Origin of the sequence: Gordonia aquimaris, from assembly GCF_026262595.1 — a bacterium.
Taxonomy (GTDB): domain Bacteria; phylum Actinomycetota; class Actinomycetes; order Mycobacteriales; family Mycobacteriaceae; genus Gordonia; species Gordonia tangerina.
The window spans coordinates 49,860-73,139 of record NZ_JAPKFM010000020.1; the positions used below are offsets into that span (position 1 = coordinate 49,860).

At 66.3% G+C, this 23,280-nt stretch carries 20 protein-coding genes, 2 tRNA genes and 1 pseudogene; 18 read left to right on the plus strand and 5 right to left on the minus strand.

Annotation, left to right across the window (positions count from 1 at the left end):
• Positions 1–115 precede the first annotated feature (115 nt).
• The 9 genes from OSB52_RS17510 to OSB52_RS17550 are packed head-to-tail and all read left to right on the plus strand — an operon-like array spanning position 116 to position 9,102.
• Positions 116–2,281: a PhoH family protein gene (locus tag OSB52_RS17510; RefSeq protein ID WP_266062887.1), complete on the plus strand. Its 2,166-nt coding sequence runs from the start codon at positions 116–118 to the stop codon at positions 2,279–2,281.
• Positions 2,278–2,844, plus strand: a complete 567-nt coding sequence (gene ybeY / locus OSB52_RS17515) for an rRNA maturation RNase YbeY (protein WP_235722675.1) — start codon at positions 2,278–2,280, stop codon at positions 2,842–2,844. The genes OSB52_RS17510 and ybeY overlap by 4 nt, the downstream gene beginning before the upstream one ends.
• A gap of 2 nt (positions 2,845–2,846) precedes the next feature.
• Positions 2,847–4,277, plus strand: coding sequence for a hemolysin family protein (locus OSB52_RS17520; protein WP_266062888.1), 1,431 nt, complete (start codon positions 2,847–2,849; stop codon positions 4,275–4,277).
• On the plus strand, positions 4,274–4,630 hold the full coding sequence (locus tag OSB52_RS17525) for a cytidine deaminase-like protein (RefSeq protein ID WP_235722677.1): 357 nt from the start codon (positions 4,274–4,276) through the stop codon (positions 4,628–4,630). The genes OSB52_RS17520 and OSB52_RS17525 overlap by 4 nt, the downstream gene beginning before the upstream one ends.
• A complete protein-coding gene (gene era, locus OSB52_RS17530) occupies positions 4,630–5,553 on the plus strand; it encodes a GTPase Era (protein ID WP_266062889.1) in 924 nt (307 codons plus the stop codon). Before OSB52_RS17525 ends, era begins: the two co-directional genes overlap by 1 nt.
• 3 nt (positions 5,554–5,556) lie before the next feature.
• Positions 5,557–7,044 (plus strand): YhgE/Pip domain-containing protein, encoded by a 1,488-nt coding sequence (locus tag OSB52_RS17535; RefSeq protein ID WP_266062890.1) that lies wholly within the window; start codon positions 5,557–5,559, stop codon positions 7,042–7,044.
• Positions 7,045–7,092: 48 nt separating this feature from the next.
• The gene (gene recO / locus OSB52_RS17540; RefSeq protein ID WP_235722681.1) at positions 7,093–7,851 is read left to right on the plus strand and encodes a DNA repair protein RecO; all 759 of its coding nucleotides are present in this window, start codon (positions 7,093–7,095) and stop codon (positions 7,849–7,851) included.
• A gap of 13 nt (positions 7,852–7,864) precedes the next feature.
• Entirely contained in the window at positions 7,865–8,695 is an 831-nt protein-coding gene (locus OSB52_RS17545) for an isoprenyl transferase (protein ID WP_235722682.1), read from the plus strand.
• The gene (locus OSB52_RS17550; RefSeq protein WP_266062891.1) at positions 8,692–9,102 is read left to right on the plus strand and encodes a hypothetical protein; all 411 of its coding nucleotides are present in this window, start codon (positions 8,692–8,694) and stop codon (positions 9,100–9,102) included. The genes OSB52_RS17545 and OSB52_RS17550 overlap by 4 nt, the downstream gene beginning before the upstream one ends.
• On the opposite strand, the gene OSB52_RS17555 is transcribed toward OSB52_RS17550, so the two are convergent.
• The gene (locus tag OSB52_RS17555) at positions 9,099–9,515 is read right to left on the minus strand and encodes a Fur family transcriptional regulator (protein ID WP_266062892.1); all 417 of its coding nucleotides are present in this window, start codon (positions 9,513–9,515) and stop codon (positions 9,099–9,101) included. The two genes, OSB52_RS17550 and OSB52_RS17555, sit on opposite strands and share 4 nt — an antisense overlap.
• Positions 9,512–9,889, minus strand: coding sequence for an ArsR/SmtB family transcription factor (locus OSB52_RS17560; protein WP_235722685.1), 378 nt, complete (start codon positions 9,887–9,889; stop codon positions 9,512–9,514). The genes OSB52_RS17555 and OSB52_RS17560 overlap by 4 nt, the downstream gene beginning before the upstream one ends.
• Before the next feature lie 172 nt (positions 9,890–10,061).
• On the opposite strand from OSB52_RS17560, the gene OSB52_RS17565 reads away from it, so the two are divergent.
• The 4 genes from OSB52_RS17565 (at position 10,062) to dnaG (ending at position 15,293) form a co-directional block, all read left to right on the plus strand.
• A complete protein-coding gene (locus OSB52_RS17565) occupies positions 10,062–11,450 on the plus strand; it encodes a glycine--tRNA ligase (protein WP_266062893.1) in 1,389 nt (462 codons plus the stop codon).
• 120 nt (positions 11,451–11,570) lie between these two features.
• Positions 11,571–12,017 (plus strand): cold-shock protein, encoded by a 447-nt coding sequence (locus OSB52_RS17570; protein ID WP_266062894.1) that lies wholly within the window; start codon positions 11,571–11,573, stop codon positions 12,015–12,017.
• A gap of 10 nt (positions 12,018–12,027) precedes the next feature.
• Positions 12,028–13,311: a deoxyguanosinetriphosphate triphosphohydrolase gene (locus OSB52_RS17575; RefSeq protein WP_372512447.1), complete on the plus strand. Its 1,284-nt coding sequence runs from the start codon at positions 12,028–12,030 to the stop codon at positions 13,309–13,311.
• 50 nt (positions 13,312–13,361) lie between these two features.
• Entirely contained in the window at positions 13,362–15,293 is a 1,932-nt protein-coding gene (dnaG, locus tag OSB52_RS17580) for a DNA primase (protein ID WP_266062896.1), read from the plus strand.
• Between the two features lie 301 nt (positions 15,294–15,594).
• On the opposite strand, the gene OSB52_RS17585 is transcribed toward dnaG, so the two are convergent.
• The gene (locus OSB52_RS17585) at positions 15,595–16,980 is read right to left on the minus strand and encodes a cutinase family protein (protein ID WP_266062897.1); all 1,386 of its coding nucleotides are present in this window, start codon (positions 16,978–16,980) and stop codon (positions 15,595–15,597) included.
• Between the two features lie 447 nt (positions 16,981–17,427).
• Positions 17,428–17,504: transfer RNA gene (locus OSB52_RS17590), tRNA-Ile, on the minus strand.
• 142 nt (positions 17,505–17,646) lie between these two features.
• On the opposite strand from OSB52_RS17590, the gene OSB52_RS17595 reads away from it, so the two are divergent.
• The 5 genes and pseudogenes from OSB52_RS17595 (at position 17,647) to OSB52_RS17615 (ending at position 22,238) form a co-directional block, all read left to right on the plus strand.
• Positions 17,647–18,336, plus strand: coding sequence for a GntR family transcriptional regulator (locus OSB52_RS17595; RefSeq protein WP_266062898.1), 690 nt, complete (start codon positions 17,647–17,649; stop codon positions 18,334–18,336).
• A gap of 165 nt (positions 18,337–18,501) precedes the next feature.
• A pseudogene (locus tag OSB52_RS17600) lies at positions 18,502–19,680 on the plus strand (amidase family protein); the annotation flags it as partial.
• A 13-nt stretch (positions 19,681–19,693) separates the two neighbouring features.
• A complete protein-coding gene (locus tag OSB52_RS17605; RefSeq protein ID WP_235722692.1) occupies positions 19,694–20,416 on the plus strand; it encodes a cysteine hydrolase family protein in 723 nt (240 codons plus the stop codon).
• Between the two features lie 40 nt (positions 20,417–20,456).
• Entirely contained in the window at positions 20,457–22,055 is a 1,599-nt protein-coding gene (locus OSB52_RS17610) for a SulP family inorganic anion transporter (RefSeq protein ID WP_235722693.1), read from the plus strand.
• Positions 22,056–22,165: 110 nt separating this feature from the next.
• Positions 22,166–22,238 (plus strand) — tRNA-Asn (locus OSB52_RS17615).
• 63 nt (positions 22,239–22,301) lie between these two features.
• Here OSB52_RS17615 and OSB52_RS17620 read toward each other — a convergent pair.
• Positions 22,302–23,081: a potassium channel family protein gene (locus OSB52_RS17620; RefSeq protein ID WP_372474973.1), complete on the minus strand. Its 780-nt coding sequence runs from the start codon at positions 23,079–23,081 to the stop codon at positions 22,302–22,304.
• Positions 23,082–23,280: the final 199 nt, after the last annotated feature.

Below are 23,280 nucleotides of genomic sequence, written 5' to 3' on the forward strand. Positions count from 1 at the left end.
GGGCCTGTGTACGAGCGGAATAATGCCTGCTGATGCCCCGTTCAATCGCGTTAGACTGGCACCATCGCGGCGCAACAGCTGCACCGAACATGGACCCTGAGGAGGGATTTCATACGTGAGTGACGACACCCCGGACGCGAGCACGTCGTCGAACAGACCACCCGCGGGCCGATCTGTCACCTCCAACGTGGAAATCTCTTCCGAGGTGGTGTTCGGCCTGCTCGGAGCGAGTGACGTCAATCTCCGTACTCTCGAACAACTGCTGCCGGCGGATATCCATGTACGGGGCAACCAGGTCACCCTGACCGGTGCACCCGCCGATGTGGCGGCGTCCGAACGTGTGATCGCCGAGCTGGTCGATCTCGTCGGTCGCGGCACCCCGCTGAGCCCCGACCTGGTTCGGCACAGTGTGTCGATGCTGTCGGAAGGTTCGAGTGAATCGCCCGCCGACGTGTTGTCGCTGGACATCATCTCCCGCCGCGGCAAGACCATCCGGCCCAAGACGCTCAATCAGAAGCGCTACGTCGACGCGATCGACAACCACACCATCGTGTTCGGCCTCGGGCCCGCCGGTACCGGCAAGACCTATCTGGCGATGGCCAAGGCCGTGCAGGCGCTGCAGTCCAAGTCGGTCAACCGCATCATCCTGACCCGCCCGGCTGTCGAGGCCGGTGAACGTCTCGGCTTCCTGCCGGGCACGCTCAGCGAGAAGATCGACCCCTACCTGCGGCCGCTGTACGACGCGCTGCACGACATGATGGACCCCGAGGCGATCCCGAAGCTGATGGCGGCCGGGGTGATCGAGGTGGCGCCGCTGGCGTATATGCGTGGCCGGGCGCAACCCTTGTCGACCCGAGTGCTGACACCGGGGGGGTTCCGCCCGATCGGCGACCTGGAGGTCGGCGATCAAGTCATCGGCTCGAACGGCAAGCCCACCGAGGTGCAAGGCATCTACCCGCAGGGCTTCAAGGACATCGTGCGGGTGACCGCACAGGACGGTGCCTCCACTCTGTGCTCCACCGATCACCTGTGGTCGGTGTACACCCGCAGCGACCGACGTCGCGGCAAGGGGCCCCGGGTGCTCGCCGCCAAGGAGATGATCGGCAATCTCCGCGCGGCGCACTACCACCGCTACGAGCTGCCGATGCTGGCTGCGCCGGTCTCCATCGACGCCCAGCCGGTACCTCTCGACCCGTACGCCCTCGGACTGATGCTCGGTGCCGGATGTATGGCGGGCATGACGACACCGTCGTTCACCACCGCAGACCCCGAACTCATCGACGCGCTCGTCGCCGCAGTTCCCGGCATCCGGGCCCGACAGAAATCGGACGTCGACTATGTGCTCAACCGCATCGGCACGCCGGGCGAGGTGATCACGATCGAGAACCCGGTCACGCATGCGATGCGTGCACTGGGGCTGTGGGGGAGCAAGTCGTCCACGAAGTTCGTGCCCGCCCAGTACCTGCAGAACTCCGCCGACGTCCGACTGGCCGTATTGCAAGGACTGCTCGACACCGACGGCGGACCCGTCGGCCAGTCGGGACGCACCTGCCGCGTCCAGTACACGACGGTGTCCGACCGCCTGCGAGACGACGTCATCTTCCTCGTGCGCTCTCTCGGGGGCGTGGTGTACTCACGCACCCGGAAAGCAGCTGGTCGTGCTCCGGGCAAGGCACGCGGACGTGAGGTTCCCTACCGCCATGATGCGCACGTGCTCGACATCCGGCTGCCGGCCGGCCTGGCGCCGTTCCGGCTCGGCCGCAAGGTGGAGAAGTACGCGGCGGGCGCATGCAAGGAGCCGAAGCGCTACATCGAGAGCATCGACGAGGTGGGCACCGAGGAGGCGGTCTGCATCAAGGTCGCCGCCGAGGACTCGCTGTATGTGACGGAGGACTTTCTGCTCACGCACAACACCCTCAACGACGCCTTCATCATCCTCGACGAGGCGCAGAACACCACCGGCGAACAGATGAAGATGTTCCTCACCCGTCTCGGCTTCGGTTCCAAGGTCGTCGTCACCGGCGACACCACCCAGGTCGACCTCCCGGGCGGGGCGCAGAGCGGCCTGATGGCCGCCACCCGCATCCTCGACGGCATCGACGACATCCACTTCTCCACCCTCACCAGTCAAGACGTGGTCCGGCACCGCCTGGTTGCCGACATCGTCGACGCCTACGGCCGGGCCGAGGAGAATCAGCGGTCCGGTGGCCTGCGTGATGCCGACAGATTGCCCGGCAACCGCGCGTCGCGTCGCGCCGCCAACCACGGGCGTCGGTCATGAGCATCGAGCTGGCCAACGAGTCCGGCGTCGAGGTCCCGGCCGATCTGATCATCTCGGCCGCTCGTTTCGCGGTGGCGGCGATGGATGTGCATCCGGCGGCGGAATTGTCCATCCTGTGTGTCGATCAGGACGCGATGGCCGACATGCACATGCAGTGGATGGACCTGCCCGGACCGACCGACGTGATGAGCTTCCCGATGGACGAACTCGCGCCGGGCGGCCGGCCCGACGCAGCCGAACCGGGACCGGCCATTCTCGGTGACATCGTACTGTGCCCGGAATTCGCGGCCGAACAGGCGAAATCGGCGCGACGGTCGTTCGAGCACGAGCTGTCGATGCTGACCATCCACGGGGTGCTCCATCTCCTGGGCTACGACCACGCCGAGCCCGAAGAGGAAAAGGAGATGTTCGGTCTGCAGAACCGAATCCTCGAGGACTTCTATGCCGACCGGCATCGTCAGGCGCAGCAACGTCGACAGTCCGACCGCGACACGCGGCTGCTGACCAACATCGGCTTCACCGATCTCACTGCGGGCGACAACGCCTCCACCGAGGACGAGTGACGGTGCCTGACGACGTCATCTTCGTCGTGGCCGCGATCGTGCTGCTCTTGTTCGGCGGGATCTTCGCCGCCATGGATGCCGCCCTGTCGACGGTCTCGATAGCCCGTGTCGAAGACATGATGAAAGAACAGCGCGCCGGTGCCGTCCGATTGGCGACCGTGCTCCAGAGCAGGGGCACCTACGTCGGTCTGGCGGTGCTGCTGCGCGTCACCTGCGAAACGGCCTCGGTCGCGTTCATCGCACTTGCCTTGACCGACTGGCTCGGCGTGGGATGGGGACTGTTCGCCGCGATTCTCGGCATGGCGGTGGTGCTGTACGTGGCCGTCGGTGTCGGTCCACGCACCCTCGGCCGCCAGCATGCGTACACCATCTCGCTGGGTTCGGCGATCGTGCTGCAGGCCATCGGGTTGCTACTCAAACCGCTGACCCGGCTGCTGATCCTGATCGGTAATGCGATCACCCCGGGCAAGGGCTTCCGCAACGGACCATTCGCCACCGAAGTGGAACTGCGGGAAGTCGTCGACCTCGCCGAGGCCAGTGGCGTGGTGGCGGCCGATGAACGCCGGATGATCCAGTCGGTCTTCGACCTCGGCGACACCAACGCCCGCGAGGTGATGGTGCCGCGTCCGGAGATGATCTGGATCGAGCAGGACAAGACGGCGGCACAGGCGATGAGTCTGGCTGTGCGGTCCGGTCACTCCCGTATCCCGGTGATCGGCGAGAACCCCGACGACATCGTCGGGGTGGTGTATCTGAAGGACTTGGTGTCAGGCGAATCCTCGACGACGGCGCGGGTACACGAGGTGATGCGCGATGCCGAGTTCATTCCCGACTCCAAACCGCTGGACAAGGTTCTCGCCGACATGCAGCGCACCCGCAATCACATGGCTTTGTTGGTCGACGAGTACGGCGGCATCGCGGGTCTGGTCACCATCGAGGATGTCCTGGAGGAGATCGTCGGCGAGATCACCGACGAGTACGACACGGACGAGGTCGCACCGGTCGAGGAACTCGACGACGATGCGGTGCGGGTGTCGGCCCGGCTGCCGGTGGAAGATCTAGGCGAGTTGTTCGACATCGATATCGACGACGACGAGGTGGAAACCGTCGGCGGTCTCCTCGGCCTCGAACTCGGTCGTGTCCCACTGCCCGGGGCGCGGGTGGAGTCGCACGGACTGCTTTTGGTCGCCGAAGGTGGCCCGAACCGTCGAGGGCGTCAGCGCATCATCACCGTGCTGGTCACCCGCATGGATGAGCCCGAGACCGACGACACCCGATCTGGCCGCGGTGAGCACCATGACAGCGACATTCCCGATGATGAGGTGGCCGATCGGGATCGAGGTGGGGAATACTCCATGTCCAGCCGAGGGTCGTCGCAGCGATCGCGCGGCGAACGCACCAAGCACACCAACAGCAGCGAGGACCGAACGTGAGCACAGCCCCGGGTGAGAACACCGACCTCTCCGACGAGGACCACAAACTCGTCGTGCTCGCCCGGGGAGCACTTGCCCGCGCCGAGACGAGTACGGCGGCAGCCGTCCGTGACGGCGATGGGCGCACCTACGCCGGTGCGCCGGTCAGCACTAACTCCCTGGAACTGTCCGGACTGCAGGTGGCGATCGCGACCGCGCTGTCCTCGGGAGCGCGTGCCTTTGAGGCGGCCGTACTCATCAACGGCGCGGCCGACGATCCGGGGATGGCCACCCTGGTCGAGATCAGCGCCGACGCCTACGCGGTGCTGACCGACCTGAAGGGTGCGCCGATCGACCGGGTGGGTTCGGTCTGATGGCCGAATTCCGGTCGGGGTTCGTCTGTTTCGTCGGCCGGCCGAACACCGGCAAGTCCACCCTGACGAACGCCTTGGTCGGTGAGAAGATCGCGATCACCTCCACCCGGCCGCAGACCACCCGGCACACCATCCGCGGCATCGTGAACCGCGACGACGCGCAGCTCATCCTGGTGGACACACCCGGACTGCACCGTCCGCGGACACTGCTGGGCCAGCGACTCAACGACCTCGTCCGCGACACCTACTCCGAAGTCGATGTGATCGGCGTGTGTGTGCCCGCCGACGAGGCCATCGGCCCTGGTGATCGGTGGATTCTGTCCCAGGTGCGGCAGATGGCGCCCCGCACCACCGTGCTCGGTGTGGTCACCAAGATCGACCGCGTCACCCCAGACAAGATCGCCGCCCAGCTCATCGCGTTGTCCGAATTACTCGGGCCCGACTCCGAGGTGGTGCCGGTGTCGGCCAGATCCGGCAAACAGCTCGACGTGCTGACCGATGTGCTGGTGAGCCTGATGGAGCCCGGGCCGGCGTTCTACCCCGATGGCGAGCTCACCGACGAGCCCGAGGAAGTGCTGATGGCGGAGTTCATCCGCGAGGCGGCGCTCGAAGGGGTGCGTGACGAGCTGCCCCATTCGCTGGCGGTCGTCATCGAGGAGATCATCCCGCGCGACACCGACGACGCCACCGCAGAGTCCGACGGACCGGCGATGGTCGATGTGCACGCCATCCTTTACGTCGAACGTGACAGTCAGAAGGGGATCATCATCGGCCATCGGGGGTCGCGTCTCAAAGAGGTCGGTACCGTCGCCCGGGCACAGATCGAGAAACTACTGGGCACCAAGGTGTACCTCGACTTGCATGTGAAGGTCGCCAAGGACTGGCAGCGCGACCCCAAGCAGCTCGGTCGGATGGGTTTCTAGCCGATGGGGCGTCACGAGAGTGCCGACGACACCGCAGGCGCGCCGGTTGATGACGTGCTGCCCGAACAGCACGAGGCGGAGGCCGGCAGCACCATCGCCGAAGTCCTGCGCTCACCACGGTTCTGGCTCGCACCGCTGGTTCTGGTGGTGGTGATCATGTCCCTGATGGCCGCGCTCTACATGGGCGCGGTCGCCGATCCGCAGAAGAATCTGCACGATTTCCCGATCGCGCTGGTCAACGAAGATCGTGGCGGTGAGGTCGACAACCCCGACGGCAGCACCAGCACCCAGAACTTCGGCAACGAGGTCGCCGACGGCGTGGTCTCGGCCGCGGCCGCGAGTGGAATCGCCGTCGAGCGCACCGACCGCGTCACCGCGCTGGGCGAACTCAATTCCGGCAAGACCTACGGCGTCGTGGTGATCGGTCCCAACTTCACCAACCGCGCCGTCGCATTGGGGCGCTCGGCGGTTCTGCAGGCCAAACCTGCACCGATGGCCATCGACGTGTTCATCAACCGTGGTTCGGGCACCTTCGCGTCGGCCGTCACCACCACGTTCGCCGACGAGATGTCGGCGCAGGTCAATCAACAGGTCGGCGAGCGGTTGGTGGAGACGGTGCGGCAAACGTTGGTGGCCGCTGACGTGCCCTTCTCCGGGGCCGCACAACTGGCGCTGGCCAACCCCGTCGACGTGCGGGTCATCGAACCGACTCCGCTGCCCGACGGCTCGGGTAACGGGTTGTCGGCGTTCTATTACACGTTGCTGCTGATCTTGGCCGGTTTCACCGGGGCGATGATGGTCAGCGTGGTGGTCGACGGCATCCTCGGCCAGACCCCGATCGAGTACGGGCCGTTCTACCAGTTGCGACAACGGTTGGCGATCTCGAGATGGGGCACCCTTGCCACCAAGTGGACCATCATGGTCTTCGTCGCGGTGATCCAGTCCGCGCTCTACATCGCGGTCTGCACCGCGGTGGGTACGTCGCTGCCCAACGCGTTCTCGCTGTGGATGTTCTCGGTGCTGGTGATCAGCGCCGTCGGCATCTCGGCGAGTTCGATGATGGCGGTCTTCGGAAACCCGGGTCTGATCCTCAACCTGATCTTCTTCGTGATCCTCGGACTGCCCTCGTCGGGAGGCACCGTGCCATTGGAGGCCAGTCCGCGACTGTTCGCCTGGATCGCCGCGATCGAACCGATGCATCTGGTGTACCTGGGCTGCCGCGCGATCCTTTATTTCGATGCCGACTTCGATGCCGGACTGGGGCGATCGGTGATCCAGTGCCTGGTCGGGCTGCTGGTCGGTGTGGCGTTGGGTTTGGGCGGGACCAAGCTCTACGACCGCAAGGGCTGGCACCGGTTCCCCGGCGGGATGACGTTGCCATCGCGTCTGGCACGGTTCGTCGACGGGGGCGGGCCGGCCACCATCACCACGCCGTCACCCGCGCACGTGGCCGGCGTGGCGCCCGAGCGCAGGCGCGCCGGCCCGGACTGAGCGCATGTCGCGACGGTCATCGTCGGTGCACGGTGGAAGAATGATCGGGTGAGGTTCTACCGGGATGAGGCCGTGGTGCTGCGCCAGCACAAGCTGGGCGAAGCCGACCGCATCATCACGATGCTCACCCAGGAACACGGCCTGGTGCGTGCGGTGGCCAAAGGTGTGCGACGTACCCGATCCAAGTTCGGTGCCCGGCTCGAACCCTTCGCCCACGTCGATGTGCACCTGTATCCAGGACGCTCACTCGATGTGGTCACCCAGGTGCACACGCTGCACGCGTACGCCGACGCGCTCGTGGCCGATTACAGCCGCTACACCACCGCATGTGCGGTTCTGGAGACCGCGGAACGGCTCGCTGGTGAGGAACGTGCACCGGCTGCACAACTGCACCGGCTGACTGTCGGTGCGCTCGACGCGCTGGCCGAACGTCGGCGACCCAACGAACTCATCCTGGACGCCTACCTCCTGCGGGCCATGCATTGCGCGGGCTGGATGCCCACCCTCGACGTCTGTGCCCGCTGTGCCCAGCCGGGACCGCACCGTGCGTTTCACGTGGCGGCCGGGGGAGCGGTGTGCATCCATTGCCGCCCTCCCGGTTCCGCGACTCCGTCGCCGGGCGTACTGGATCTGATGGATGCGCTCTTCCGTGGCCAGTGGGAACACACCGTGGACGTCAGTTCGTCGTTGCAGCGGCAGGCCACCGGACTGACCGCGGCGCATCTGCAGTGGCATCTGGAACGACAGTTGCGAACCCTGCCACTGATCGAACGTGAAGCACCCCATAGGCTGGTGGACACCGCGTGAGAGGAGACGGGCGATGGCGTTACGACCCGGTTCGCGATCCGGGAAGGTCCGACCGGCCGTCACCCGATCGGCAGATGCCGGAGTGCGTCCACCGGATGCACACCCCAGTGGGGCGACGCCACCGGAATTGCCGTCGGAGCTGATTCCGAAGCATGTCGCCCTGGTGATGGACGGCAACGGTCGCTGGGCGCAGGAGCGTGGTCTGCCCCGCACGGAGGGGCACAAGCGCGGTGAGGCCGTGCTCATGGACACTGTGTGCGGGTGCATCGAGCTCGGCGTGTCCTGGTTGTCGGCATACGCGTTCTCCACCGAGAACTGGTCGCGTAGTCCTGACGAGGTGCGATTCCTGATGGGGTTCAACCGTGACGTGATCCGTCGGCGGCGCGACGAGATGAACGAGATGGGTGTCCGGGTCCGCTGGGCGGGCCGGCGACCACGGTTGTGGCGCAGCGTGATCCGTGAGCTCGAGGTCGCCGAGGAGATGACGCGGAACAACACCGTGATGACGCTGACGATGTGCGTCAACTACGGTGGCCGGGCCGAGATCGCGGACGCAGCCAAGGAGATCGCCCGACGGGCGGCCGCCGGCGAGATCGACCCTGAACGCATTACCGAGGCGTCCTTTGCCAAGTACCTCGACGAGCCGGACATGCCCGACGTCGACCTTTTCCTGCGGCCATCAGGGGAGAAGCGGACCTCCAATTTCCTGCTGTGGCAGTCCGCGTATGCGGAGATGGTCTACCAGGACAAGCTCTTTCCTGACTTCGATCGTCGTGACCTCTGGGCGGCCTGCGTCGAATATGCCAAGCGGGATCGGCGGTTCGGCGGGGTGATGTCGACATGACCGAACTCTCGGCGCCGCGATCGACGTGGCCGTCCCGCGTTGCGGCGCTGGTTGCGGAGTTCGGTGAGGTCGTCACCGTCGACGCCGATTCGGTTGTCGTGCAGGTGGGTTCGACTCGTGCCTCGATCAGGGCGCTGGAGCTGGCCGCCGGCCTCGAAGTGCTGACCGTCACCCAGCTGGTCGCATTGGACCTCCCCAACACCGACGCGCTGCGCGACGACGTCGAGACTTGTGATGCGCAGCTGAGTTTCGGTGCGCTGCGTCGATCGGATCCCGAAGGGGTGACCACCGATGTTCTGCAGTACTACACTTTCCCGGCCGGATCGCTCGACGACATGCCGTTGCTGACCGTGCTGCATATGGTGTTGTCGGCGGGAGCTGATGCGGCACAGCAGCTCTCGGGCTAGCGTGACCGCTGACAGTCGGCGCAGTAGCCGAAGACCTCCACGGTGTGGTTGATCTCGGTGAACCCGTGCTCGGCGGCGACCTTGGCTGCCCATTGTTCGACCGGTTCGGCCTGAACCTCCACCGTGGTGCCGCAACGACGGCACACCAGGTGATGATGATGTCCCGACGAGCAGTGGCGATAACGCATCTCGCCGGAGCCGTCCCACAGCACATCGATCTGACCGGCCTGGCTGAGCGCCTGCAGGTTGCGATACACGGTGGTCAGTCCGATTGACTCGCCCCGGGCCTTGAGTTGCTCATGGAGTTCCTGCGCGGAGACGAAGTCGTCGCCCGCGGCCAGCGCATCCGCGATCGCGGCGCGCTGGCGAGTCGATCGGACGCCGGTGACGGGCCGGTCGGTTCGTGCGGTCACCGGGACACCTCGCCATCTCCGGATGCGGGTTCGATCCGCGACGACGGCTCCATCGCGTGGGTCAGGGCGTCGGTGACGATGTGGGCGAGGTGGTCGTCGACCAGCTCGTAGACGATCTCCCGGCCGCTGCGATTGCCGCGCACCACGCCGGCATCCTTGAGCACACGGAGATGCTGACTGACCAACGGCTGACTCAACGACAAGGCGCCCACCACCTCGTGCACACATTGCGGACGCTCCCGCAGTAGCAACACGATGGCGACCCGAGTGGGCGAGGCCAGCGCGCGAAGCAGGTCGCTGGCAGCTTCGTATGCCGCCGGACCCGCAGTACGCGCGTCGGCGCCGGGAGCGCAATCTCGTTCTGGTGAACCCATCGCCCCCATCCTAAAGGAAGTGGTTTTCATTTGGCGGTGGAGTGGATTCCGACAACAGATACCGGTGTGGCTACCCTGTAAGGGTTGCCGTTTCGACATGGTGTTCCTGTGACATGATGCCGAGCCGGTGGCGTCATCCCGAGAACACCGAATCGTTGGAGATCAGTTAACCGTGGCCGCCCAGTCCAACCGCGTTGAAGCCGTCGTCAACCTCGCCAAGCGTCGAGGTCTGGTCTACCCCTGCGGTGAGATCTACGGCGGAACCCGCTCCGCGTGGGATTACGGACCGCTCGGCGTCGAGATCAAGGACAACATCAAACGCCAGTGGTGGCGCACAATGGTGACCGGTCGCGAGGACGTGGTCGGCCTCGACTCGTCGGTCATCCTGCCCCGCCAGGTCTGGGAGGCCTCGGGCCACGTCGAGGTCTTCACCGATCCGCTCGTCGAATCGCTGCACACCCACAAGCGCTACCGCGCCGATCATCTGCTCGAGGCCTACGAGATCAAGCACGGCCACCCACCGGCCAACGGTCTGGCCGACATCAACGATCCCGACACCGGCCAGCCGGGCAAGTGGACCGAGCCGCGCGCGTTCAGCGGCCTGCTCAAGACGTTCCTCGGCCCCGTCGACGACGAAGAGGGCCTGCACTACCTGCGTCCGGAGACCGCGCAGGGCATCTTCGTGAACTTCAAGAACGTGATGACCACGGCGCGTAAGAAGCCCCCGTTCGGCATCGCGCAGATCGGCAAGAGCTTCCGCAACGAGATCACGCCGGGCAACTTCATCTTCCGGACCCGGGAGTTCGAGCAGATGGAGATGGAATTCTTCGTCAAGCCCGGCGAGGACGAGGACTGGCACCAGTATTGGATCGACCATCGGTTCAACTGGTACGTGGATCTGGGCATCGACCCGGAGAACCTGCGGTTGTTCGAGCATCCGAAAGACAAGCTGTCGCACTACTCGAAGCGCACCGTCGATGTCGAGTACAAATTCGGTTTCTCCGGTAACCCGTGGGGTGAACTCGAAGGTGTCGCCAACCGCACCGACTTCGACCTGTCGACCCACAGCAAGCATTCCGGTGAGGACCTGTCGTTCTTCGATCAGGCCTCGGGTGAGCGCTACACCCCGTTCGTCATCGAGCCGGCGGCCGGTTTGACCCGCTCGCTGATGGCGTTCCTGTGTGACGCCTACACCGAGGAGGAGGTGCCGAACGCCAAGGGCGGCATCGACACCCGGACCGTGCTGAAACTCGACCGTCGTCTGGCCCCGGTGAAGGTGGCGGTGCTGCCGCTGTCGCGCAACGAGAAGCTGTCCCCCAAGGCGAAGGACCTCGCCGCAGAACTGCGCAAGCACTGGAACGTCGAGTTCGACGACGCGCAGGGTATCGGCAAGCGTTACCGCCGCCAGGACGAGATCGGTACGCCGTTCTGTGTGACCGTGGACTTCGACACCCTCGACGACCAGGCGGTGACCGTGCGGGAGCGCGACACCATGAGTCAGGAGCGGGTGGCTCTGGACAAGGTCGTGGAGTACCTCGGTGGCAAGCTGCTCGGTTCCTGACTCACGAAGGGCGCGTCCAGTGCGACCTGCGGATATCTGTCATAGTTGTGGATGGAGTTGTCGTCGCACGCCCGGGCACGGGGTTCGGACTGTGGTGCGACGAGGAGAGCGAGTGAAGCGGTGACCGTCAGCGGCAAGGTCGTGCACTACGACGCAAATCGGGGATTTGGGTTTCTCGCGCCGGAGTCGGGTGGCGCCGACGTCTTTTTGCACATCAACGACATTGACATCGACGAGACGGCGCTCAAACCCGGTGCCAAGGTGGAGTTCGACGTCGAGGAGACCGACCGGGGTTCCAAGGCGGTCAACGTGGCCGTCACCGAGGCCGCACCTGCCGACGAGGCTCCCGCCGGCCGTCCGCATCGACGTGAGACACACGACCACGGACGTTCGCACGGTGGCGAGCGTCCGCGGCGGTCACGGGGTTCGCTCGACGCGTCGGCTTTCACCGAAGAGATCACGGAGTTGCTGCTCGACTCCTCCGACGACCTGACCGCCGGACAGATCGTGGCGATCCGCCAGCGCATCACCGACTTCGCGGTCGCCCGGGGCTGGGTGCTTGACTAGCTCGACCAGCGTGTCTGCCATTCCGCTCACGGCCGACTACGGTGACGAGGCCGTCGAGCGATTCGTGCCGGAAGCGCCGAAGGTCGCGAGTCTGCCCGGTACCCGCACGGATCATCGCAGCGACTTCGCGCGGGACCGTGCGCGGGTGCTGCATTGCGCCGCGCTGCGTCGTCTCGCCGACAAGACGCAGGTCGTCGGACCGCGGGAAGGCGACACCCCGCGTACCAGACTCACTCACTCGCTCGAGGTCGGTCAGATCGGCCGCGGCATCGCGATCGGACTGGGCTGCGAACCGGACCTGGTGGAACTGGCCGGTCTGGCCCACGACATCGGGCACCCGCCGTACGGTCACAACGGCGAACGTGCTCTCAACGAGGTCGCTGCCGAGATCGGTGGATTCGAGGGCAACGCGCAGAATCTGCGGATCCTCACTCGGCTGGAACCGAAGTTGCTCGACGCGAACGGTCGCAGTGCGGGACTCAATCTGACCCGGGCGTCGCTGGACGCCACCCTGAAGTACCCCTGGACGCGCCGGCCGCCGGCAGTGAAGTTTGGCGCCTACGACGACGACGCGTCGGCGCTGGACTGGATTCGCAACGGCGCCGCGGCGGGCCGGCAGTGTATCGAAGCCCAGGTGATGGACTGGTCCGACGACGTCGCCTACTCCGTGCACGACCTCGAGGACGGGGTCATCGCCGATCGGATCGACCTCCGCACGCTGGCCGATCCCATCGATCAACGTGCCTTGGCCGACATCGGCGTCAAGGAGTTCGAGGGCCTCGAGGCGGGCGCACTCATCGACGCCGCCCAGCGGTTGTCCCGGATGGAGATCGTCATGGCCGCCGGTGGATACGACGGGAGCCTCGACAGCGCGGTCACGTTGAAGCGGCTCACCAGCGAACTGATCGGCCGGTTCGCGTCGGCGGCGATCACCGGCACCCGCGCGATGGTCGGGGACCGGTCGGTGTCGCGCTATGACGCCGACCTCACCGTCTCGCCGCTGGTGGCGGCCGAGGTCGCCATCTTGAAGACACTTGCGCTGCGGTTCATCTTCTCCAACGAACGACACAAGGCCACCCAGCGGCGCCAGCGCGAACGAATCCATCGCGTTGCGGACTGGTTGACCGCCGCCGCCCCCGGTGGGCTCGACCCGATCTTCGTGCCGTTCTGGCAGGACGCCTCCGATGACGCTGCGCGGCTGCGGGTCATCGTTGATCAGATCGCGTCGATGACCGAGGGCAGGCTCGAACGTTCGGACCGGCAGAACTCGGGAGCTCAGGCACACCTCGGCTGAGTGTGAGTAGGGCTGCGGCGACGCGGCGTGCACTCACTACACTGGTCGGCGTGCCAGGCCGAATTCCCGATCGTGACATCACGGCGATCCGTGAGCAGACACGCATCGAGGAGATCGTCGGTGATTACGTGGCGCTGCGCCGGGCCGGGGCCGACAGCTTGAAGGGGCTGTGCCCGTTCCACGATGAGAAGTCCCCGTCGTTCCACGTTCGGCCGAATCACGGACACTTCCACTGTTTCGGCTGTGGAGAGGGCGGCGACGTCTACAGCTTCCTGCAGAAGCAGGAGCACATCTCATTCGTCGAGGCGGTGCAGCAGCTTGCCGATCGCATCGGTTACCAGATCCATTACGAGGGCGGCGGCACCGCGATCATCCGTGACCGCGGAACCCGAGCACGCCTGGTGGCGGCCAATGCCGCCGCCCAGAAGTTCTACGCACAACAACTTCAGTCGCCGGAGGCGCAACCCGCCCGCGACTACCTGACCGAACGGAACTTCGACGCCGCCACCGCTGCGACGTTCGGTTGCGGATATGCGCCCGCCGGTTGGGACACCATGACGAAGGCGCTGCTGTCCCAGGGCTTCGAATTCAGCGAACTCGAAGCCGCCGGGCTGTCCAAGCAGGGGCGGAAAGGGCCCATCGACCGGTTCCATCGCCGACTGCTGTGGCCGATCCGCAATCTCGGCGGCGACATCATCGGCTTCGGGGCGCGCAAGTTGTTCTCCGATGACAACCTCGGCAAGTACATGAACACCCCGGAGACCATGCTGTACAAGAAGTCTCAGGTGTTGTTCGGGCTCGACCACGCGAAGAAGAACATCGCCAAGGGGCACCAGGTGGTGATCGTCGAGGGCTACACCGATGTGATGGCGATGCATCTCGCGGGCGTGACCACCGCGGTGGCCTCGTGTGGGACCGCATTCGGTGAGGACCATCTGGCGCTGTTGCGACGGTTGATGATGGATGACTCGTATTTTCGCGGTGAGGTGATCTATACCTTCGACGGTGACGAAGCCGGAAAGGCCGCGGCGCTCAAAGCTTTCGAAGGCGAGCAGAGTATCGCCGGACAGACGTTCGTGGCGGTGGCGCCCGAGGGGATGGACCCCTGCGAACTCCGGCAGGAACGTGGTGACGCAGCGGTGCGTGATCTGGTCGCTCGGCGGGTACCGATGTTCGAGTTCGCGATCAAGGCCTTGTTGGGCAGTCATGATCTCGACACCGCAGAGGGGCGCGTGCACGCATTGCGCGAGACGGTTCCGGTCGTCGCGCGGATCAAGGACGTCGCCCTGCGCGATGAGTACGCGCGGCAGCTTGCCGGCTGGGTGGGCTGGGAGGACGTGGCCCAGGTGCTCGGACGGGTACGTGAGGAGGGCGTGCGATACGCCCGGGCGACGGGCGGCGCAGCGCGCAACAGCGGGCGTTCGGGGCAGGTCACCTCCATCCGGCGCCAGCGACCGGAGGCGGCATCGACGCCGCCCACCGCGCGACCGCTGGCCGCCGACCCGCGTTTGTGGCCGCAGCGCGAAGCGCTCAAGGCGGCACTGCAATACCCGGCCGTCGCCGGGACCGTCTTCGATTCGCTGCCCGTGCAGTGTTTCACCGAACCCGCATATGCCTCGATTCGAACGGCGATGTCCGCGCTCGGTGGCACGTCGGCCGGTATGGGCGGTGCCGAGTGGGTGGATGCGGTGCACAACGGCGTCGACGATCCGGTTCTCGGTCCGTTGGTGACCGAACTCGCCGTGGAGTCGATGCCGGTCACCGAGGACAACATCTCCCGGTACATCAGCAGCGTGTTGGCGCGGCTGCAGGAGGTCTGGGTCGGAGCCCAGATCGCCGACATCAAGTCGCGGCTGCGTCGGATGGCGCCGGGCGAGGACCCGGATGGCTACAACGCAGTGTTCGGGGACCTGGTGGCCTTGGAGGCCTACCGGCGCAGTCTGCTCGAGCAGGCCGTCGATCCCGACACCGGAGTCGGGTGACTTGTTCGGTCAGGTTGCCGGGGTCATCACGCGGCGGTCGCGTTCCTCGCGCCCGGGCGGAGCTGCTCGGGGAAAAGTGGCCGGTGCGGGTCGTCGGCGTTGAAGGTGCAACCCCCGCCGTAGGTGTGCGGGCCGCGACAACGGTCGGGTGCCGGTTTGGGCCGTCCCCAGATGTGATCGGTTCCCCGCATGTTGTGCCCCCTTCGCGACCGTGCGTTGGGAGAATTATCACCCGACCTGTCCGACCGGGCAGGTCGGCGAGGCGCCACTGTGGCGCTCCTCACCAGTCAAGCCTGGGTGGTCAGGCCTGGGCGATGGCCGTCGTGAGCCATTGGGCCAGCCAGCTCACGGCGTTGTTGCCGTTGGCGTCGACGACCAGTGACCCGTAGCGAACGTGACTCTCACCGGAATAGAATTTTCCGGCCGAGACTGCGTCGGTGACCAGGGTGGCCGGGTCGGTGATCGCGTACTTCGCGACGATGCGGGTCACCGCGGTCGCCGAGTTCTTGAAGTCCGGTGACACGACCGGCATCCCGGAGCCCGCCTGCGGTGTGGCGGACACGACGCCACGGGCGACCTGGCCGAGCTCGCGGCCGAGGCGGGCGACCTCGGCGCGCGTATGCCCGGTGACCGGTAGGGTTTTGGCGCCCGCGCGCTGTCCCACCTCGGCGGCGGCCACCCAGGTCAGCTGTTGGATTCGGCCCACCAGGTCGGCGGTACGTTCCACGTCGACATGGGAGAGTCCCGCCGCGACCACGGACATCGCCTTGGCGAATCCGGTCTCGTCGGGGATCAGTGCGAGAACGGCAGAGATCTCGGCGAAGTCGACCGCCGCGGCGAGGGTCACCAGGGGTCGCAGGTCGGCGTTGAGCTCGGTGGCGGTCGCGTGCGCCGCCGCGAGGTCACCATCGGCGGCTTGTGGCGGCAGCGCGGCCAACCCTGCCGCGATGCCGTGCAGATCGAGTGAGGCCAGTGTGCCGGCGGCAGTCGCCGCGCGGCGGACGGCGAGCACGGCCTGGTCCGGTGTCTTGCCCAAGGCCGACCCCAGCTGACCGAGGAATGGGTTCTGCCGCTTGTCGATCGAGCAGTAGAGGTCGGCGGGAGCGCAGATCGATGAGACCCGTCCGGCCAGCGTGCCCATGCCGGCCGGGCGTGGGTCGGCGATTCCGACACCGTCGGCTCGTGGTCCGACGACGGTTTCGCCGCGGGTACCCGCACGTGGGTCGGCCAGCAGTGCGACGGCGAGCACTTTGTCAGGGGTGACCGGGCCGATCCGGTTCCCGATCGCCGACGCGAGGTCCCCGGCAGCATCCGCGCCTTGGCTGTAGCCGGTGATCGTCACCTTCGCTGTCGGATGTCGGGCGGTGAAGTCACGCAGGACGCGGGCCGCGTTGTCCAGAGCCGTGGCCTTGCTCACTCCGTAGCTCTCTCCGTTGTCGAATGCGCGAGCGAGGTAGGGCAGGAAGTAGATGTGCGCAGAGGTGCCGTGGTCGCGACGGATGCGTTCGGCGATGGGCTTGAGGGCGCCGATCGGGGTGCTGGGATCAGCGGTCTCATCAGTCTCCCAGGTCCCCGGGATGAACAGGTTGAACGTCGGCGCACCATGCGCATCAGCGGGCGCGGGCGCAGGGGCGGTCAGGAGCCCGACGGCGACCACCGAGAGTGCCGTGAGGCCGATGATGGGCATGGACGTACGCCACCGTCGGGTGGTCGTAATGCTTTCACTTGTGTTGATTCGGAGCGACTTTCGGGGAACACGAACGGCAAGCGTCATCGAGATTTCCGCGAGTGGGGGAGGGGGAGGTGGACCGGTGGGCCGATCCGGGCAACTGTGTCGTGGTGAAGGTCGATGTGATGATCTCGAACCCTACCCCGCGCCGGTTTTGGATCGGGAAACTTTCCCCCCTTTGGGTGACACCGCGCGTGTCGTCGCGGTGAACACTGTGAGTCAGGCTGGCGTGCAGAGGGTTTGGAGTTGCCCGAGTGGCCTCGTGGGGACGGTGGTGCCGGTGGGGTACCACCGAGCCGTCGCGGTGGGGCACGCGAAGTGCTGTGCCGGAGTGTCGAATCCGGCGTCGTTGACTTCGTTTGGGAAACGAACGTCCAGTTTGGTGCACCGACGTCTCGGAGTCTCTGGTGGGGCGGGCGGGGCTCGAACCCGCGACCTACGGATTATGAGTCCGCGGCTCTAACCAACTGAGCTACCGCCCCCGGCATGAGCGCTGCGCATGCCCGACGCTGCACATTACCGCACCGGCTCGTCGACCTGGTCGGCGCCGCGGCGCAACGCGGCACACTAGACTGCAGGGAATCCACAGCGGATGACACGAGCACAGTGACGAACGAGGAGCGCATGGCCGGGGGCGACGGGGCGAGCGAGGACCGCGACCTCCCCGAAAGTCTGGTCGACGTGGCGGGCCGACGTATCCGCGACGCGATACTCTCCGGTGGACTCTCCCCCGGGGCGAAGATCGTCGAGGAGACTCTGTGTGCCGATCTCGGCATCAGCCGAGCTCCGGTGCGTGAGGCGCTGCGCCTGCTGGCGCAACAGGGCCTGGTCGAGCATCAGCCGAGGCGTGGTACGCGGGTCGCGGAATGGTCTCCCCGCGACATCGTGCAGCTCTTCGAGTTGCGGCAGGTGTTGGAGAGGTTCGCGGTGGAGTCGGCGCTCCCGCTGAACGACCCGGTCGAGCAACTCGCGCCGGTGCGGGCGGCGGTCGAGGAGATGAAGACGGCCACCGATGACCTCGCCAAGGATGACGCCCATCGACATTTCCATGCTGCGGTGGTGGGTCTGGCGGGTAATCGGCAGCTCGACATCGCACTCGAGCCCATTCTGCTCAAGCTCCAGTTGCCGATGGCGGTGAACCTGCGGGCGGAGACCGTGGACCATCACGGACCCGATGACGGCTTTCGGCGTCATCTGGCAATCCTCGAGGCCTTGGAGACCAACGATCCGGTCGCCGCGGTGGCCGCGTTGCGTGACCACAAGCATCTTCAGTACCTCGATCTGGCTGCGCCGCCGGGGGATACCGCGACGTAGCTGCGGGGCGTGCACCGGTCCGTCCGCCGTCGACCCGCCTCGGCGTCGCTAACACAACCGACACACAGACGATCCGCGGCCGCCACATATTCTGTCGACAATCGACGCTATGGAGATGGTGGTCGGTCCCGTAGGGGACCTGCACTCGGCCCGTCCGTCGCGGAGATCCTCGCTGATCATGTGTCCGGCAGTGGGTCGCCGACACGGACTGCGCGGATCGTCGCCGACGCGATCGATGCACGCGGCGACGACGGCACTTGGCTGTCGACCGTCGGTCGCGAGGACCTGCTGGCCGCGGCGGCAGATCTCGAGAGACGTCCCGGGGCCCGGGCGCTCCCGCTCTACGGCGTCCCTTTCGGGGTCAAGGACAGCATCGACGTCGCCGGGGTGCCCACGACGCTGTCGTGTCCGGACTATGCCTACGTCCCAAAGATGACGGCGCCGGCGGTGCAGCACCTGCTCGACGCGGGGGCGCTCTATGTCGGCAAGACCAATCTCGACCAGTTCGCCACCGGGCTCAACGGCACCCGAACACCGTACACGGTGCCGCGCAGTGTGTACGGCGGACAGATGATCTCGGGTGGGTCGAGTTCTGGGTCGGCGCTCGCAGTCGCCCTCGGTGAGGTGCCGTTCGCGGTAGCGACCGATACCGCCGGCTCCGGGCGAGTGCCCGCCGCACTCAACGGGGTCCTGGGATACAAACCTTCGCGAGGGCTCATCAGCACCGTGGGGCTGGTGCCCGCGTGTAAATCCCTGGACTGCATCACCACGATGGCCGGTTGCATCGACGACGTCGACCGGGTGATGGCGGTGATGGCGGGTCGTGACGACGACGATCCGTGGTCGCGTAGCCCGGGACCGAAGTACGCCGGCGGCCCGATTCGGGTGGGTCTGCCGCCGTTGTCCGAACTGGAGTTCTTCGGTGACGAAGCCATGCGTGCGGCGCATCTGTCATTTCGGGACAGGTTGATGCACAACGGGTTCGCCGCGGCTGTCGACATCGTCGAGGTGTCGCTGGCGCCGTTTCTGGCGGCCGGTGAACTGCTCTATGCCGGACCGTGGGTGGCCGAGCGCCTGGTGGTGTTCGGTGACTTCCTCGCCCAGCGGCCCGACGCCATCCATCCGGTGGTGCGCGACATCCTGCGCAGCGGCCAGAAATACACCGCCGTCGACGCCTTCGCCGCACTGCAAGAACTCCAGCAACTGCGCGCCCAGGTTGCCCGCACATGGCGCGACCTGGACGTGCTCGTGACGCCGACCATCGGTCGCACGTTCACCGTCGAGGAGGTACTCGACCAACCGATCGAGACCAACACGATGCTCGGTCACTACACCCATTTCGGCAAAGGCTTGTCCCGTGGCCCAACCCGTGACCATCGCCGCCCTACCCGCACCGCTGCACCTCGACATCGCACGTACCGCTCTGGTCATCATCGACATGCAACGCGACTTCCTGCTGCCGGGTGGTTTCGGCGAGACCCTCGGCAACGATGTGTCGCGGCTACAGCAGGTGGTCGCACCGTTGGCCGAGCTACTCGCCGCCGCGCGTGCGGCCGGGATGCTGGTGATCCATACGCGCGAAGGTCACCTGCCGGATCTGTCCGACTGTCCACCGGCCAAGCTCAACCGCGGGACGCCGGCCAAACGGATAGGCGATCCCGGTGCATACGGCCGGATCCTGATTCGGGGCGAATACGGCCACGACATCATCGACGAGCTGGCGCCGGTCGGTGGCGAAGTGGTGATCGACAAACCCGGTAAAGGCGCCTTCTACGCCACCGACCTCGACACCGTGCTCGCCGAACATGGCGTCACCCAGCTCCTCGTCACCGGCGTCACCACCGAGGTGTGCGTGCACACCACCACCCGCGAGGCCAACGACCGCGGATACGAATGCGTCGTCGTATCCGATTGCGTCGGTTCGTATTTCCCAGAGTTCCAGCGAGTGGGCCTGGAGATGATCGCCGCGCAGGGCGGGATCTTCGGCTGGACCGCGCCGAGCGGCGTGCTCGTCGCCGCCCTCACCGATCAGCCGGCAGCGTCGCCGACGTCACCTGTGCCCGGCTCCGCAGTCTCCTGAAGCGGGCACGTCACCTGTTGCCGAGAGGATCGAACCACCGATGAGTACCACCACCGACCCCGCTCCGCCCGCCGACCCGGCGTTGTCGCCGGCGCCACCGCCCGTTCCGTGGTGGACCCGCGGTGACACCAACGCGTTCTTCGGACTCGGATTCAACATCCTCGTCAACGTGCTCACGCTGACGGGGCTCATGATCGCTGTCGTCCAGATTCCCGCCGGCGACGTACTGGGCACGGTGCTGCCGGCGCTTGGCGTCGCGCTGATACTCGGCAACCTGTACTACACATTCCTCGCGCGGCGACTCGCCAAGCGCGAACGGCGTACCGACGTCACCGCGTTGCCGTACGGACCCAGCGTGCCGCACATGTTCATCGTGGTCTTCGTCGTGATGTTGCCGGTCTATCTGACCACCAACGATGCGATGCAGGCCTGGGAGGCCGGGCTCGCGTGGGCGTTCATGATCGGTGTGATCGTGATGATCGGCGCGTTCGTGGGGCCTTACGTACGCAAGCTGACGCCGCGCGCGGCGATGCTCGGCACGCTCGCGGGTATCTCGATCACGTTCATCGCCATGCGCCCGGCCGCCCAGATGTGGGAGGTCGCCTGGATCGGTCTGCCGGTGTTGGCGATCATCTTGATCGGTTTCTTCACCGACGTGCGGCTGCCCGGCAACATTCCCGTCGGGCTGGCCGCACTGTTGGTGGGCACCGCGATCGGCTGGATCGGCGGCTACATGTCGGTGCCCGATCTCGAACAGGCCGTCTCCGACATCGCGGTCGGGATTCCGGATCAACGCTTCGACATGTTGTTCTCCGGACTCGGTGACCTCGCGCCGCTGCTCGGTACCGCCATACCGCTGGGCGTCTACAACTTCACCGAGGCGATGAGCAATGTGGAGAGCGCAGCCGCGGCAGGCGACAACTACAACCTGCGCAGTGTGCTGTTGGCCGACGGTGCAGGCGCCTGTGTCGGCGCGGCCTTCGGTTCGCCGTTTCCGCCCGCGGTCTACATCGGACATCCTGGCTGGAAAGACGCCGGCGGTCGGGCCGGCTACTCGTTGGCCAGCGGGGTGGTGATCGGGGTCCTCTGCTTCGTCGGCCTCTTCGGTGTGTTGGAGGCGTTGCTCCCGGTTCCCGCGATCGTGCCCATCCTGCTCTACATCGGTCTCCTGATCGGTGCGCAGGCATTCCAGGCCGTTCCCAGGATTCATGCGATCGCGGTGGTCGCTGCGATTCTGCCCAATCTCGCCGAATGGGGCCGGGGAATGATCGACAACGCGCTGAGCGCGGCGGGCACGACCGCCGCGGAAGTCGGCGCTGAGGCGCTCGGCAACGCGGGTCTGGTCTACGACGGCCTGAAGACGCTGGGCGAAGGCGCGGTCCTCGTCGGCCTGGTGTTGGGCACCATCGTCACCTTCATCCTGGACAAGAAATTCCACTTCGCCGCGATCGCTTGCGCCGTGGGTGCGGTGCTGTCGTTCATCGGGCTCATTCATGCGCCCGAGGTGAGCTGGGCGGCCGCCCCGGAAGTCGCACTGGGCTACCTCTTCTTCGGTCTGGTGTGCATCGCATACTGGTTCCTGCCCAACGCGCGGACACCCCGCACCTTCGACGAGGCGGACGTCGTGGCCGGGCACTGACCTCACACGGTTCGGCTTCATGCGGGTACGGGGCGCCGGAGAACGGGCGTGCAGGCGTTTTGTTCTCCGGCGCGTCCATGCGCTAGAGTCATCACTCGGTTCGAGAGCATTCCCCCATAGCTCAATTGGCAGAGCATTCGACTGTTAATCGAACGGTTACTGGTTCGAGTCCAGTTGGGGGAGCAACACAATCCCCCGTCACCTGCACCAGGTGGCGGGGGATTTCGGCTCTCCGGGATGCCCGGATCAGACCTCGGCGGCCTCGCGGTGGCGCGCCAGATCACGGCGCAGTTCGGCCACCTCGGTGCGCAGCGTCTGGATCTCGGCGGACGTCGCCGCCGCGTTGGCCTCGTCGTCGTCGGCGACACGCTGGACGATCCACGACGCGATGGTGGCGGTGACGACACCGATCACACTGATCCCGCCGAGCATGAGCAGTCCGGCGATGACCCGACCCGTCGTGGTGATCGGGTAGTAGTCGCCGTAGCCGACGGTCGTCACCGTGGTCATGGACCACCAGAGGGCGTCGCCGAAGGAAGTGATGGTGGCATCGGGAAGGCGGCCCTCGGTCTCGTAGATGGCCAGTGATGCCACGTAGATCAGGAGTAGGGCGCTGGCCGCCGTGTAGATCACCACGCGGCCTCGGATGGCGCCGCCGAGCGCCTTTTGCAGCACGGTGATGAGGATCAACAATCGCAGCAGCCGGAGTGGGCGCAACATCGGCAGGACAACGATCGCCAGGTCGGCGAGATGGCGCCAGAACCACGACCAGCGATCGGGGGTGATGGCCAGGCGTACGACGTAATCGATCGCGAAGCAGGCCCAGGAAGCGAAGATGACGACGTCGAGCACTGTGTTCATCGTCTCGCCGGGATCGGCGAGCACCTGCAATGAGTACGCGGCGAGGAACAGCACCGCCATGGCCACGAGGGGCCACTCGGCGCGTCGTTCCCACCCGGCGAGCGGGTCATGTCCTCCGACGGCAGATGCCCGGCGCTGGTGCGCGGCGGTGTCGGCGGTGTCCATGTCGAGTGCACCTTTCGTCTCGTCGGGGCACCGCGACGTGATGAGGTCGCGGCGGGTCTCGCGGGACCTCTCAAACGACCGCGCCGCCCAGGGCGGGGCAGGTCGTCGGGGGTGACCTGCCCCGCCCTGGGCGGCGCACTTCCAAAGACTACCCGACGCGGACGAATACCTCAGCCGGGCGGCCCCGGCGCGTCGTGTG